At 41.0% G+C, this 14,389-nt stretch carries 10 protein-coding genes; 4 read left to right on the top strand and 6 right to left on the bottom strand.

Annotation, left to right across the window (positions count from 1 at the left end; translation table 11 throughout):
* The first annotated feature begins 10 nt into the window (after positions 1–10).
* From J0656_RS15900 to J0656_RS15885, 4 genes are all read left to right on the top strand, one after another.
* Positions 11–2,836: a tetratricopeptide repeat protein gene (locus J0656_RS15900; RefSeq protein WP_207035660.1), complete on the top strand. Its 2,826-nt coding sequence runs from the start codon at positions 11–13 to the stop codon at positions 2,834–2,836.
* 168 nt (positions 2,837–3,004) lie between these two features.
* Positions 3,005–3,154, top strand: a complete 150-nt coding sequence (locus J0656_RS15895; RefSeq protein WP_207035658.1) for a hypothetical protein — start codon at positions 3,005–3,007, stop codon at positions 3,152–3,154.
* Between the two features lie 52 nt (positions 3,155–3,206).
* Positions 3,207–3,788, top strand: coding sequence for a collagen-like protein (locus J0656_RS20320; RefSeq protein ID WP_207035656.1), 582 nt, complete (start codon positions 3,207–3,209; stop codon positions 3,786–3,788).
* Positions 3,789–3,837: 49 nt separating this feature from the next.
* The gene (locus J0656_RS15885) at positions 3,838–5,190 is read left to right on the top strand and encodes a DUF6242 domain-containing protein (protein WP_207035654.1); all 1,353 of its coding nucleotides are present in this window, start codon (positions 3,838–3,840) and stop codon (positions 5,188–5,190) included.
* A 101-nt stretch (positions 5,191–5,291) separates the two neighbouring features.
* Here J0656_RS15885 and J0656_RS15880 read toward each other — a convergent pair whose 3' ends face one another.
* From J0656_RS15880 to J0656_RS15855, 6 genes are all read right to left on the bottom strand, one after another.
* Entirely contained in the window at positions 5,292–6,524 is a 1,233-nt protein-coding gene (locus tag J0656_RS15880; RefSeq protein WP_207035652.1) for a YaiO family outer membrane beta-barrel protein, read from the bottom strand.
* Between the two features lie 53 nt (positions 6,525–6,577).
* Complete coding sequence (locus J0656_RS15875; RefSeq protein ID WP_207035650.1) at positions 6,578–8,020, bottom strand: glycosyltransferase family 2 protein; 1,443 nt, start codon at positions 8,018–8,020, stop codon at positions 6,578–6,580.
* Positions 8,021–8,034: 14 nt separating this feature from the next.
* Positions 8,035–9,036, bottom strand: coding sequence for a HEAT repeat domain-containing protein (locus tag J0656_RS15870; RefSeq protein ID WP_207035648.1), 1,002 nt, complete (start codon positions 9,034–9,036; stop codon positions 8,035–8,037).
* 9 nt (positions 9,037–9,045) lie between these two features.
* The gene (locus tag J0656_RS15865) at positions 9,046–9,414 is read right to left on the bottom strand and encodes a response regulator transcription factor (protein WP_108245368.1); all 369 of its coding nucleotides are present in this window, start codon (positions 9,412–9,414) and stop codon (positions 9,046–9,048) included.
* Positions 9,411–10,118, bottom strand: coding sequence for an Hpt domain-containing protein (locus J0656_RS15860; RefSeq protein ID WP_207035646.1), 708 nt, complete (start codon positions 10,116–10,118; stop codon positions 9,411–9,413). The genes J0656_RS15865 and J0656_RS15860 overlap by 4 nt, the downstream gene beginning before the upstream one ends.
* A gap of 78 nt (positions 10,119–10,196) precedes the next feature.
* Complete coding sequence (locus J0656_RS15855; protein ID WP_207035645.1) at positions 10,197–14,159, bottom strand: response regulator; 3,963 nt, start codon at positions 14,157–14,159, stop codon at positions 10,197–10,199.
* Positions 14,160–14,389: the final 230 nt, after the last annotated feature.

The raw sequence follows: 14,389 nt of genomic DNA, 5'->3' as shown, positions 1-14,389 counted from the left end.
AATTGATATCATGATTCAAAGAGGCTTAGTTTTTATTCTTACATCAATTTGGTTTTCATCATTTGGTCAAAATGTACCTGATGGGTTTTTATCCAATCAAACACAAATAGATTCCTTATCCGAATCATCAAAATATGATGATGCCCTCCAGCTTGCATTTCAAAATCTTGAAATCGCAAAAAGAGAAGGTTCCCATCTGCTTTTGGGAAAGGCAAAGAGCAAAATCTCACATCTATACTTCAGGAAGGGCGATTACGATTCCACAACCTATTATGCCAAGCAAGCAATGACCTTGGCGAGCGCCAACAAACTACCAGAGGTAATGACAAGCGCCTTGCTTTCACTTGGCAATGTCCATTATTCAAAGTTCGAAGACATTGATGCCATAGACCACTATCAAAAAATAGATTCCATTTCCGAGCGCTATGGTGAAAAAAACCCACATGTGGTAAATGCACTGTTCAATCTGGGAAAGGTACTGTTGCGAACCTACAGCGTACAGGACACATCCTATATTGGGAAAGCGGAGCGCTATTTCCGCAGTGCCCAAAAAATGGCTTCGGAAATCGGAAACCCTGAAGAGGAACATATCGGCTATATAATGCTGGGCAATATTTATGGGCAACGACGGGAATACGAAAAAGCCATCCCTTACTTTAAAAAAAGTTTGGCCTATTTTGAACGTATGGGCTCCAGTAAACGGGTGGCGGACATCTATTGGTCCCTTGGTATTATTGAGACGGACCTCAACAACTACGAGCAAGCCGAATTTTATTACAAGAAAAGACTCGACCTATTGACACAGGCGGGAAACCCCGAAGAAATCGCAAATGCCAATCGGGTCCATGCAGGTTTCCTTCAAAGAATCAACAGACACCGAGAAGCCATCCCATATTTGGAAAAGGCATATCATTATTTCCAAGATTCCGATGCGGGCCATAGTGGCATTTTATTGGGAATTACAAGCTCACTTGCCGAGTCTTACAGGAAAACGGGGGATTTTGAAAAAGCTACCGAGTTCTATAGCCAAACCTTGGTGCATCAAGATTCTTTGGATGCCCGAAAACAAAAAAGTCTTGCATTGGACCTTGAAGCCAAATATCAAACACAGAAAAAAGAACAGGAAATTGCATTGTTAAAATCACAAAGTGAACTTGCCGACGTACGCAAAAAAAATCAACGGAATATTCTTTTGGGGGGAATTGCACTCATCTCGCTGGTTGCCCTGTTTCTATTTTTGCTGTATCGTAACCGACAAAAGACCAACGAACGGTTAATGGAACTGGACACCGCCAAATCCAACTTCTTCGCCAATATTTCCCATGAGCTGCGCACCCCATTGTCTTTGATACAAGGTCCGGTAGACCATCAACTGGAAAACGCCCGTCTTAGTAAGGAAGACAAACAAAATTTGACCATTGCCAAAAAAAATGCCGAACGGCTGACCACATTGGTGGACCAATTGCTCGACCTGTCCAAACTCGAATCCAGTTTTTACAAATTACAGGTTGGCCGAGGGCTGTTGTCCTCGTTTCTAAAATCCATTGCTGAATCGTTTGTGTTCCAGGCCAACAAAAAATCACAGCTGCTCAACATTCAGATCTCCATTGAAGAACATCTCTACTGGTACGATGCCGATGTGCTTCAAAAAATAGTGGTGAACCTTTTGGGCAATGCACTAAAATACAGTCCCGAAAAGGCCGAAATACATGTAAGTGCAAACATTGGGGATGGCAACCTTTCGTTATCTGTAAAAAACACCGGCATTTCACTTTCCAAAGAAATGCTCAATAACATTTTCGACCGCTTCCACCGAAGCCACGAAAACGAGCCGGGAACAGGTATTGGTCTGGCACTTACCAAAGAGCTGGTGGAACTGCACAAGGGCAAAATACACGTAAAAAGCGATGAAGATAGTGTCACTTTTTATATGGAGGTCCCCGTTCATGAAAATGCCTTTTCAATAAACGAGAAGGATATGCATTCGAAGCCTACCACTTACCAAACCCCATACCAAGAGAGCGAAATCATTGATGGCAATAACAATGAAAGGGTTTCTGTAGAAGACAAGGAGGCCAAGGACATTATATTAATTGTGGATGACAATGAAGATATACGCACGTATATTTCTTCCATTTTGCATAACAAATACCATGTAATTACCGCCGAAAATGGCGATGTCGGATTTCAAAAGGCACTAAAGCAGGTGCCCGATCTAATCATTACAGATTTAATGATGCCCAAGGACAATGGGCTGATAATGACCGAGAACTGTAAGACCAACGATACTACATCCCACATACCCATTGTAATGCTCACCGCCAAGACTGGCGATGAAAACCGATTGCAAGGATTAGAGATTGGAGCCGATAGCTATCTGACCAAGCCATTTAACAATAAAGTTTTGAAGCAAACGGTCCAAAATCTTTTGGAGAGCCGTAAACAATTACAAAAACGCTTTAGCCAAGAGGTAATATTAACCCCAAAGGACATTTCGATTGGTTCGTATGACCAACGGTTCTTGGAATCCCTACAAACCATTTTGGACGAACAATTGGTCTCGTCCGATTTTAACGCGGAGGCCTTCTCCGTTGCCATTGGCATGAGCAGAATGCAACTTCATCGCAAGCTAAAGGCACTCACCGGTCAAACCACATCGGAGTTTATACGGGGCCAGCGGTTAAAACTGGCAGCCAAACTTTTACAGAAAAGTGATGTCAACATCTCAGAAATAGGATATCAAGTAGGTTTTAACGATCATTCCTATTTTACAAAATGCTTTCGGGAAACCTATGGCCTCTCCCCTTCTGAATTCAGTAAGAACAAGACTTTTTAAATTCTTCCCGATCGGAAAACCGTAGTTATGTTACATATTTCACAGGCTTTGATACATAATTCATAGCCCCCTGTTCCCCATACCATTAAGTTTGTTTCCAAGGTTGGCAGTGTAAGTCACAAACGTATTCCACCTTGCCAATTACTAACAAAAAAACTTCATATCAACATGAAGAAAAAGAGATATGAAGGGATACTGGATGAAGTTCCCCGTTTTGAAATCTGTTTAAATGTTAACAAACTCCAAAAAGGAAAATACATGCTCAAGATCATGAACCGAAACAAAATCATCAAAAACACGCACTTCTCCAAGGAATGACTCCACGGCAAAACACAAGCTTTTAATTGAACCATTAATTACAACCTTAGAAATGAAAACCTCTTTATTTATTAAAACAACAATTATTATTCTCTTGGCCTCTTTATTCATCGGCTGTTCCGCAGAAGATGGTGAGCAAGGTCCGACAGGCCCTCAAGGAGCACAAGGTGAACAAGGGCCTCAGGGAGCGCAGGGCGAACAAGGACCAACTGGACCCCAAGGTGAACCTGGAGAAGATGGAAATGCCAATGTAATCGCCTCTGAATGGATACCAGAACAATTTTCGAATAATATTGTAAGCTATACCCAATTCTATATTGAGGATGAAGCATTTACCAGCGATATTTTAAATTCTGGAACCGTTTTGGTATATGGGCGCGATGGGGCCTCCGTAGTTCCAATCCCCGTGGTCTTCAACAACCAAACCTACTACTTTGTATTGCCGGAAACTTTGGGCGAAATCATCTTTGTCGCCCGCTCAGTTGATAACTCAACTACCGCATTCACAATCTTTACAGATTTTAGATATGTGATTATCCCTGCCAGCAATACTACCACGAAAAACGGGCAGACCATAAACTTTAATAAAATGACCTATTATGAAGTAATGGACCACTTTGGTCTTTCTTATTAGCAATGACCGTGAACGAAAACTACAATACTTTTTATAAATAAGATACATCATGAATACTGTAAAGCCATTTTTTAAACTACTATTTATCTGCTTTGCCCTTTTGTTACAGAGCTGTAGCAATGATGACAATGGAAGTGAAATCGAAGATGAAATTGAAGACGTCGATGACGTTGGAGATGATGACGATAACAACGACGATGACGGGGGGGAAATTACCGTTGGGACCTTGGTTACATTGAGTCCTTCCAATAACGAAAAGCCCGTTTCCAAGACACCGACCATAGCCTGGGAGGAGTACGATGGAGATCAAGCGGTAACATACTCCGTTTTTCTTGGAACCTCCGAGGATGGGTTAACAGAATTCGCATCCGGACTTGACATGCCCACCTTTGATATAGAAGAAGCCGACCCCCTTGAGCTGAACACCGACTATTATTGGCGAGTCATAGCTGTTGAAGATGGTACTACCCTGGCAGAAAGTGAGGTACAGCTTTTTACCACCGAAGCCATATTCGCCACCTTGATTACCGAAGATGCAGCATACGGCAGCAGAAAGGGTGCGGCTGTTGAAGTTTTTAATGAAAAAGTATGGTTGATAGGAGGCAGGGACGAAACGGATACTCCGCTCCCGGATATTTGGTCCAGTGCAGATGGTGAAAACTGGACATTTGAAGGCAATCTTTCTTTTGGGGCCATTTATGGGCACGAGCTGATAGCGTTCAATGGCAGATTATGGATTTATGGAGGTATTTCTGAAGGTGTCCAGTCCAATAAGATCTTTAGTTCCGAAGATGGCATCACTTGGGTGGAGGAAACGGAGACTACACCCTTTACTCAATATCAGTCCTCTAGATTTACAGTTCTTGGAGATCAAATACTTAGGATTGCCGGCTACAGGGGCGATGTGGAAGAACTTTCCCCTGAGCGAAATGTATATAGCAGTTCGGATGGCTTAAATTGGGTCCTGGAAACCGAAAACCATGGATTTGAATCCAAATTCAGTTTTCAAATTGAAAGCCTTAATGATATTCTATATTGCATTGAACCCGACCCGGATTCGGACATCGAAGCAATCAGCACTAGGACCAGTTCGGATGGCGTCAATTGGTCCGACCCAGTCTTTTCCAATATTCGAGAAAGAGGTATAAACTCTGTAAGCACGGTGGTATTCGACGATAGAATCATATTGATGACTACTCCTGTTGATGGCCCGAACAGCTCCTCTACCTTTTATATATCCCCAAATGGTGAAGATTGGGAATTGGCCACTACGATTGATTCCTTCCCTATACGGGCTATTTTCTTTACGTTGGTCAATTTAAATGGTAATCTCTTTGCCATCGGAGGGACCCAAAGGAGTAATTTTTCGTCAACCGACAATACCGTTTGGATGTTGAACTGATGCAATAGTATTTGAGGAAATATTGAAGATATTGATTTACAAGAAGTATCGAATATTAGGAATTAAGATATTCGATACTTCTTGTATGTCCATACTACATCTCAAAAACGTTTGATATAACCCAATTTCACAGTGTATTGGTCATCAAAAGTATCTGAAGCAAACTCTATACGGTCATACGATGCTTCTACATAAACAACATGGGTTTGGCCCAACAGATTTCTATAGCCCAAGGCAAAATTAGTAGAGCGCAACCTTGCTGTATTATTGAACAGCACATTGTTCGATGTATTGTCCGGCGAAAAACCAGTCCCCACACGTGCGCTAAAATAATCGTCGGCTCCGCCAAAATAGTATCTTGCCGTAAGTGCATACGCATCTGCTATCTCAGCATCTACCGTATTTAGATATGTCCTAAGGTTAAACCAGTAGTTCTTGTAATATTTACCCAATCCAAAGGTGTAAGTCCATGAGGCTTCATCAAACTGCAACATCCTAAAACCAGCATCCACCTCAAAGGCGGCAGGTAGATTGGCATAAAGTGAAAATCCTGCGCGATACTGTGGAAAAATAGCTTTGTCGTTGGATATCCCCCCATTGATATAGGCATAAAACGTTTTTGAAATTCTTGGATAAAAATCCACCTCGAACTGTGTACTACCGATTCCAAACCTATTGCCATAATTAAGCCTGCCAAAAACCGGTCCAATACCTGTTTGCCTTCCATAATGCAGACTTGCCAAATGCCAAGGTTGGTCAAAACGCTCCTTGAAATCCACAAAATTATAGGATATCCCTACCTCATTCAAGTTCTCGCCCGTGGCCATATTCTGTAACAAGGACCGTACGTTGGTAGATTTTGGATGGTACTTCAAAGCGGTGTTCAACGTTTTGCTTGCTTCTTGACCTCGCTTTAAATCCATCAATATTTTTGCTTTGAGCACTAACAGGTTCTCGGAATCTGGGTGGGATTGCAATCCTTTGTCAACAATTTCCAAGGCCTTCTCGGAATTTTGGTTCCAGAACTCCAAGCTGGCGTAAGCCAAGGCTGCGTCTTCATACTCTGAATTCGAATTGAAAGTTGCTCCCAGGATCCTTCTTGCGTTATCGGGTTGTTTATCCCAGGTGTACAATCGTCCCAAAAAAATGGCATAGTCCACATTTTCCGGAGCTTTTTTCACCACCTCCTCCATAAAACCAATGGCCTTATCATAGTTTTTATGTTCAAATGCTTCTTCCCTGGCCATTTTATACATCTCGTTCACCGGAACAGTCTCCTGTGACCAAACGCCCAATGTCAAAAAAAGAAAACCATATAACCAAAACTGTTTCATAATACATGACCGTTTTTTAAAATATTATTGCTTAAAAAAACCTGCATCATTAGCTATTTTACTGTTACCTCTTCCCCTATCTTGCCCAGACCTGCTCTGCTCATATCGCCCCAAGACTTTCTTCCGCGTATCAAATCAATGTTTCCCTTTAGGGAGGACCAAAGAATAAACGGATGAAAAATGATGGGTTCCAGAAATGCGGTCAGTACAAGTTTATAGGTATAAGAGGTTTTTTTGTATTGCTGAAATGAGAATTCCTCAAAAAATAGCGCCGTTACAGAATAGAGCACCGCAAATCCGTAGGAAACCATGGTAAATCCGAGCACGAACATCCAATTGATTTGACCCAAGATCATGAGTGCGATAAAAAATAGTATCCCAAAAAATTCCACTAAGGGCGCAAACCATTCAAAAAATAGCCAATACGGTGTACTCAAAAGGCCAAGCACCCCATATTTTGGGTTGAACATCATACCTCTGTGAATCCAAAGGGTTTCGGCGGTTCCACGTGTCCATCTATTTCGTTGCCGGTGCAATATGGTCCAGTTGTGCGGAACCTCGGTCCAGCAGAGCGGGTCTGGGATAAACCCGACCGTGTAATCTACTTTTCTATTCCTCATGAGCCTACGCATGCGCACCAAGAGTTCCATATCCTCTCCAACGGTGTTTGGGTTATAGCCTCCGGCCTCTATCACGGTCTCCTTGTCGAACATGCCAAACGCGCCCGAAATCAACAAGAGTCCATCAACACGTGACCAGGCCATACGTCCCATTAAAAAAGCCCGGAAATATTCGATAATCTGTGCACGTATCAAGAACTTGTTGGGCAACTTCACCTCAACGATCTTTCCATCTTCGATGATACAAGAGTTGGCTATACGAATAATACCTCCTGATGCGATAACCTTTTTCTCGTTGTTCAAAAAAGGCTTTATCAATTTTAATAATGCATCACTTTCCAGCACACAGTCCACATCGATACAGCAAATGATATCGTGTTTGGATACATTGATTCCCGCGTTGAGGGCATCTGCCTTGCCACCGTTTGCCTTGTCCACAACCTTAAGGTTTTTGAAGGATTTAAATGTTGACTTATAGATTTGTTTGATGTTCTGTGAGGGCAAAATGTTATAGTAAATGGAGTCGTCCTTTACCAAGTGAAAGCTTTCAATGAGTTTTTCCATGGTGCCATCCTTACTGCCATCGTTGATGATGACAATTTCGCATGAAGGATAGTTCACCGTAAGCAATGACCTCACATTTTCCACAATATTGGCCTCTTCGTTATAGGCGGGGGCCAAAATGGATATGGAAGGTAGATTTGTGGACTGCAACAGTGCTATCTCATCCTTTAAACCATTCTTACGTTTGTATTCGCGTATTTCCAGAAAGGAGAAAAATGCAGAGAAGATATATCCAGAACATACAATGGCCCCATACGCCAGAAACAGCCAGCTTATAATTTCCGTAATATGGTTGATGTATAGGTTTTCCACAGGTTCGCCTTAATTTAAAAGTTGGGTTGCATCCTTTTTTCCGCGGTCAGGTACATAAGTTGGGTCTGCCACTCCATATTTTGCTCAAGGGCCGGCTTTAATTTGTGAAGCATTTGTAGATCTCCAAGGGCTTCGACCGCTTTGATGATCTCTTTTTTGACCAGTCGGGTCTCCTTGGAAAATTTGGGCATTACCTCATCCAACAGCTTTTCATAATTCAATTTTCGCAAGGAGGTCACCGCCTGCTTTCTTACCTGTTCGTTGGGATGGTCCAAAAAAGGAACAATCGCCGGAATGTGTTCAAATTGATTGAATTGCTGAATCATTCTAATGGAAAAAAGGAGAACGGTGTTCAATTCATGCTTCAACCATAAGGAAAAGTCCGGGGTAGCTCCTTCGTATACAAACTTTAAACAATCCTCCAGCTGGATAAGTTCCCATAAGGTAAGTTCCTTTTTTAATTTGGAGAAGAAAGACAATGGGTTGTTCTCTGCCGTTTTTATATAGAAATAGATAGCTTGGGCACGCACGGTCTCGTGCTTATCGTTTAAATAAAGTGCTACTTGTTTGGACTCTTTTACGTGGAGTTCCGAGAGTACGTAGATTGCTCGTGCCTTATCATACCACCTGCCGTTCTTCAAGGAATCCAAAATAAAGATATCGAGTTCCAAAGCCCGGAAAATATGTTTTAGGGTAATGGATGATTCTCCCTTTAGATTTTCGTTATAGACCAAGATTTGCCTTACGGCAATTTTCTTTTGCAGCTTGAATATTAAGAATTGGAATCTGAAGGTTTTTGCCTCCTTTTTTAGATCAAAGGTTTCATCGAACAAAGCGTTGTTCAAAAAAGTATCGATATTATCCTGAAATAATTTTTTCTTGCGGTCTCTTGCGTTTTTATAGCTTCTGAGGATTATCAATGCGGACACTGTAACGATCACCAACAAAAAAAACAAACACACAAAGAAGGCGGTTACCTTTAACGGCCAAGGCCAATCAGGCATTATGTTCTCCAATGCAGACAATTAATGACTTTCAATGGTTCTTTTTACTCGCAAAGACAGTTCGTTGGGACTGAAGGGCTTGGTGATAAAATCGTTGACCCCCATCATAAAGGCATCAGTAATAATTTCCTCTTGATTGGAAGTAGAGAGTACTATTATGGGCATAGTGGGAGTATTGTTCCTTATATGCTCTATGAGTTCCGTTCCTGTAATATAGGGCAACATCAGGTCAGTAATGACCAATTCAATGGCATCGTCTTCCTTGAGTATTTCCAAAGCCTTTCTACCGTCTTCGGCCACAACAACGTCATACCCATCTTTGGTCAGCTTAAACTCCAATGATTTTACAACCATGGGATTGTCTTCGATGATCAAAATTCTCTTCTTCATACTGCTTTTAATTTGGGAAACTGTTTTTCAATTTCATCTACGATCAACCCATATTCCTTCATCAAGGTTTGGGCCAATTCTGGAATCTCGCTTTCTACAGCGTCATAGCAAATCGTATTGCAAATAACCGGTCCTACATCATTGCCCAACATCGAAAAGCTGGGCTTTATGTTATGCGCTATTTGACGTGCTTCCTCAAAATCCGGGATTGAAATGGCCTTTTGAAGATCAACAAACTTGGCATCCAAGGTGTTTTTGAACAATACAATGGATTCCTCAATAAATTCCTGATTATTGTCGGATAGTTCGTTTAAATATTCCAAGGAGAAAAGTTTCTTTTCCTTTTCTTCACTTTTTCCATAATGTACAAGCGCATCAACATTATATTGCTCTATGGGATAATTGCATCGTTGATAGTTTTCGTGTATCGCTTCTGGTTTGCTATCGTCTCCTACGATTACCATTGGATAGGACTTTTGCAACTCATGAAAAACATAGTCCATAACCTTGAAAGGATCTAAAGGTCCTATGCCTTCATCCATTATGATCAAATCATAGGTTGAATTCTTTAAACGTTGCAAGGCACTAAAGCTATCTTGGCAATAGTCCATTTCCCAGTCGCGACAAGTATCAAAACTCTGGAAAATCTCCATGAGGTTTTCCGTGGGACTGATAATCAATACATTTTTTAGGATAGTGCCCATTTCCAAAAGTAGGTTTATACCTACTTAAACATAAAATCGGGCATAAAATTGTATGAAAAACCCTTTAATTGTAATATTTTACTTCAACAGGAAATTTGAAAGGACTTCTTTTAACTTTTCCAAGACTACCGGCTTGGTGACATAGTCATCCATTCCATGTTCCAAACAGCGTTCTTTTTCTCCTTTAACAACTCCTGCGGTTAGTGCAACTATAGGAACATGTTCATTAGGACCCTCTAGCACCCTTATTTTTTGGGTGGCATCGAACCCACTCATCACGGGCATCTGGATATCCATAAAAATAACATCGAACTGAGCTTGGGCAACATGTTCAACTGCTTGCGAACCATCATGAGCCTCCACAATTTTGGCCTGTGGCATTATTTTTTGCAACAAGGTATGTGCTAAAAATCTGTTTACGGGATTATCCTCGGCCACCAGAATATTCGGTGATAAATGTTCCAAGCTTTTAGTATCTGCTTGTTCCGACGACCCTGTTTTAACAACACCATTTGAACTGCCGACCTTAACGAGTGCAGACTGTAAATCCCGCAGCATTACGGGTTTCGATAAATTGAAACGCACCCCATATTCGGAACAAGCTTGTTTTATGTTTTCATCTTCTATGGAACTGTGGAGCAGCATTATGGGAAGTTGTTCCGCGGACATACCAAATTTTTCACGAACATGTTGAATCACCTCCACACCATTGAGATAGGGCATGTTATAATCCAAGATCATCAAATCAAAATCTGAATGCTTCTCCAAAAGTTCCAGTGCTTCGACTCCGTGGATCGCAAGCTCCGAATCAATTTGGGAGAGTTTTAGCATATCCCTTAAAATGATTCTATTGTTCTCGTTGTCATCAACAACCAAGACCTTTCTTACTTTTGATTTTAACGGTTCGTCTTCCCTGCTGGATTCATCCTCCGTTTTAAACTCAACAACGAAGGAAAAAACACTACCTTGGTTGAGCTTACTCTCTACATGCAAACTGCTTCCCATAAAATTTAGAAGACGGTTACTAATGGTAAGGCCCAGACCCGTTCCTCCAAACTTTCTGGTCGTTGAAGCATCTTCTTGATCAAAAGCTTTAAAAATCTTCTCCAAGTTATGTTCGGCTATGCCGACCCCTGTATCCCTAATGGAGAAAACAAAGCATTTTTTGTTCGTGTCTGTACCCAGTTCGGGCTTATATCTAACTTTCAACTCCACTTCACCTTGGTGGGTAAATTTTATCGCATTCCCCAAAAGGTTGGTAAGTATTTGGCGTAAGCGAACAGAATCCGCATAAACTGAACGATCAATATCCGGGGAAATATCCAACAATATTTCAAGGCCCTTGGCATGTGCCTGATGTTTGACAATGTCCATGGTTTGATCGCAAAGTTCCAGCAAGTCTATTTTCTCAATGTTCAATTCCAATTTTCCTGCCTCGATCTTAGAGAAATCCAGTATATCATTAATTATATCCAAAAGATGGTTTGCCGAATTATAGACGGTCTGCATATACTCGGACTGACTTTCATTGAGTTCGGTTTTCATCAATAAATCCGTAAATCCAATGACACCGTTCAAGGGTGTTCGGATTTCATGGCTCATGTTTGCCAAAAATTCGGATTTTGATTTATTAGCTGCCTCTGCTTTCTGCTTTTCCTTTATCAATGAGGTCTCATAAACCTTCATTCTGGTAATATCCTGAAAAATCCCATACACCTTGCCATCAGGCTCAGACCCCTTTGTCCTACCTATGACCCTTACCCATTTTTTCTCTCCATCGGCTGCGTTAATTCTAAGTTCCATATCAAAGGAATGCGATTGTTCCAAGGACTGCTGAATCGCTCTCTCCAACGTTTCTGCATCTTTCTTGGAGTAGAAGGAAAACATTCTGTCCAAACTGGGTTCCATATCCTTGGGCACTCCGTATATCTCTTTGGTCATAGAACTGCAGGCAAGTGCATCTTTTGAAGCATCGTACTCCCAACTTCCGATCTTTGCGATCTGGTTGGATTGGTCCAGCATATCCTGCAACCGCAAGCGTTCCATGATATTTTCTTTGAACTGGGTAATATTGGCCGTAAACATGAGCAATCCCCCAACTTCATCGGGCTTTTTGTACCATGGCTTCACTTCCCATGTAATCCATTGTTTAGAGCCATCGGCCCTTTCAAACACGGCCTCATCACAAGTATTTACGGCTCCGTTCAAACATTCTTGATGGATTTTTTTCCAGTCATCACCTATTTCTGGGAACACATCGTAATGCGACCTGCCTATAACACTTTCTGTTAAGTAATAGTCTTCCAACCATTTTTTGGAAGCTGCCAAGTACACCATATTGGTATCGAACATGGCTATGGCCGTTGGTGCTTCATCTATAAACAGTCTGTTTTGCTCCATACTTGCTTCCAGGGCAAGCTCATTGATTTTCTGCTCGGTGATGTCCCAATTGGTTCCCAACATTCTGATTACTTCACCTTCTTCATTAAGGTATACCGACCCTTTAGCGCGTATATGGCGCATGGAACCATCGGGCCAAATAATCCTAAAATCACCTTCATAAGGGGTTTTATTGGCTATGGCAGCCTCCAAAAGTTTTAGGACCCAATCTATATCATCCTTGTGGATCATACTTGCCCAAATCGAAAATTTTATAGGCTCTTTCTCCTTGTCCAGACCATAAATATTGTACATGGTATCGTCCCATATAATGGAGCCATCCTCGATATCATAATCCCATATTCCTATGATGGAGGCATCCAAGGCCGCCAAAACCTTTTCATTGGCTTTTTTGAAATCGGACTCTGCTTTGATCCTTCTTGAAATATCCCTAAAAGCAACAATGGTGTTGTAACCGTTTAGGGTCACAATGGAATTCAATGTTATTTCAACCGGTAATTTTTTGCCTTTGTCTTTGAGTAAGTGGGTCTCGATTACAGATGTAATGTTTGCTTCCTCGCCGTTTTCCTCAATGGTTGGTTTTACCGCTGAAAATTCTTTGATATGATTCTTATGGACTTCTGTAAAATCATCGGACACAAAATCGTTTATGTTTTTCCCCTTTAAGCGTATTGCATCATAGCCAAAGGTCTTTTTCATTAAACTATTGGAAAGTAGGATTTTGCCAGAATCATCAATAATCACGATAGGGTCCGGTGTGGCATTAAGATATGTACTAGTGGCCAAAAGGTCTCTTTGTGCGCTTCTTCTTTCCTGTTCCAAGTTGTTTATCTCAGGAATAACGATCATTAAAAAGAACAGTACAACGGAGATAAAGGCAACAGCAAGTGTAGCTATGGAAAACCCTGACTCTAGATACCCCGCCCTATATACCCGAAAAATGATATATGAAATCAAAATCGTTATTGCCGATAGTTGAAGGAACATTTTTCTTACAAGGTGGTTTCCTATCCCCCTGCCGATAAAAAGTTCCATAATCCCATATTTTGGGACCATAAGGGAAATCGCTGTACTCGCCAACAAAAATCCGATTGCTGTATGCACGGCCATAGATGAAAGAAAGTTGATCTTATCCTCCGTAGGAATTTGAAAAAAATAGGCTGTAATCGCCAAGAAAGAAAAAAATGCCACTGCCTGGGACATATATGCGGCAAACCTCATTTTGTTGGGTTTTCCTAATAAAATCAGTAAAAGTGATATCCCCAAAAGCGAAAATGAAAGTGAAGTGGCGGACGACATCCTTCCCGGGTGCGGATCACCTGATCGTATCCCAAAGTAATCCTCAACAAAAAATTGGTCTATTCCAAAATCAATTGCAAATATATCCTGACTCAAGGTAAGCAATCCTACAATCAATAAAAATGCATTGACGATATGTGCAAAAACTATATTATAGTGTTTTACAATAAGTACAATGGTAGCTCCCAAAAAAATAAAGCACAAGGCTGTGTTGAATTTCATTGAAGGGAGTTCGGAGACAACTCTGGTTAAGGATTCCAATTGGAACATCCATCCCAATATGGCCAAAATTGACACAATATTGATGATAGCAGAAATGATAAGTATGTATCTTTTGAGCATTTTTTTGGGGAAACAGTATAATTATGTAACGTTTTACTTACAATATATTATACTTAATTCAAAATAAGGAACTCTGTTATAAAAAGAAATCCATTTTTAAGGTTCGATACTCCGTCTTACACATTTACTTATTATAGAAGAAAAATTAGCCCTTACCGAAAAACCGAAATAGCATTTACAATCGTATTAATCAATGTGAATTTTAACATATTGTGTGTCTTACGATTATA

The organism is Flagellimonas aurea (assembly GCF_017313785.1).
Taxonomy (GTDB): domain Bacteria; phylum Bacteroidota; class Bacteroidia; order Flavobacteriales; family Flavobacteriaceae; genus Flagellimonas; species Flagellimonas aurea.
This window is presented reverse-complemented; position numbering and strand designations above follow the sequence as displayed.

Excerpts from the sequence above, each read along its gene's own strand:
- J0656_RS15885 (WP_207035654.1), top strand. The coding sequence starts at position 3,838 with ATGAATACTGTAAAGCCATTTTTTAAACTACTATTTATCTGCTTTGCC.
- J0656_RS15880 (WP_207035652.1), bottom strand. The coding sequence starts at position 6,524 with ATGAAACAGTTTTGGTTATATGGTTTTCTTTTTTTGACATTGGGCGTT.
- J0656_RS15865 (WP_108245368.1), bottom strand. The coding sequence starts at position 9,414 with ATGAAGAAGAGAATTTTGATCATCGAAGACAATCCCATGGTTGTAAAA.
- J0656_RS20320 (WP_207035656.1), top strand. The coding sequence starts at position 3,207 with ATGAAAACCTCTTTATTTATTAAAACAACAATTATTATTCTCTTGGCC.
- J0656_RS15855 (WP_207035645.1), bottom strand. The coding sequence starts at position 14,159 with ATGCTCAAAAGATACATACTTATCATTTCTGCTATCATCAATATTGTG.
- J0656_RS15860 (WP_207035646.1), bottom strand. The coding sequence starts at position 10,118 with ATGGGCACTATCCTAAAAAATGTATTGATTATCAGTCCCACGGAAAAC.
- J0656_RS15900 (WP_207035660.1), top strand. The coding sequence starts at position 11 with ATGATTCAAAGAGGCTTAGTTTTTATTCTTACATCAATTTGGTTTTCA.
- J0656_RS15895 (WP_207035658.1), top strand. The coding sequence starts at position 3,005 with ATGAAGAAAAAGAGATATGAAGGGATACTGGATGAAGTTCCCCGTTTT.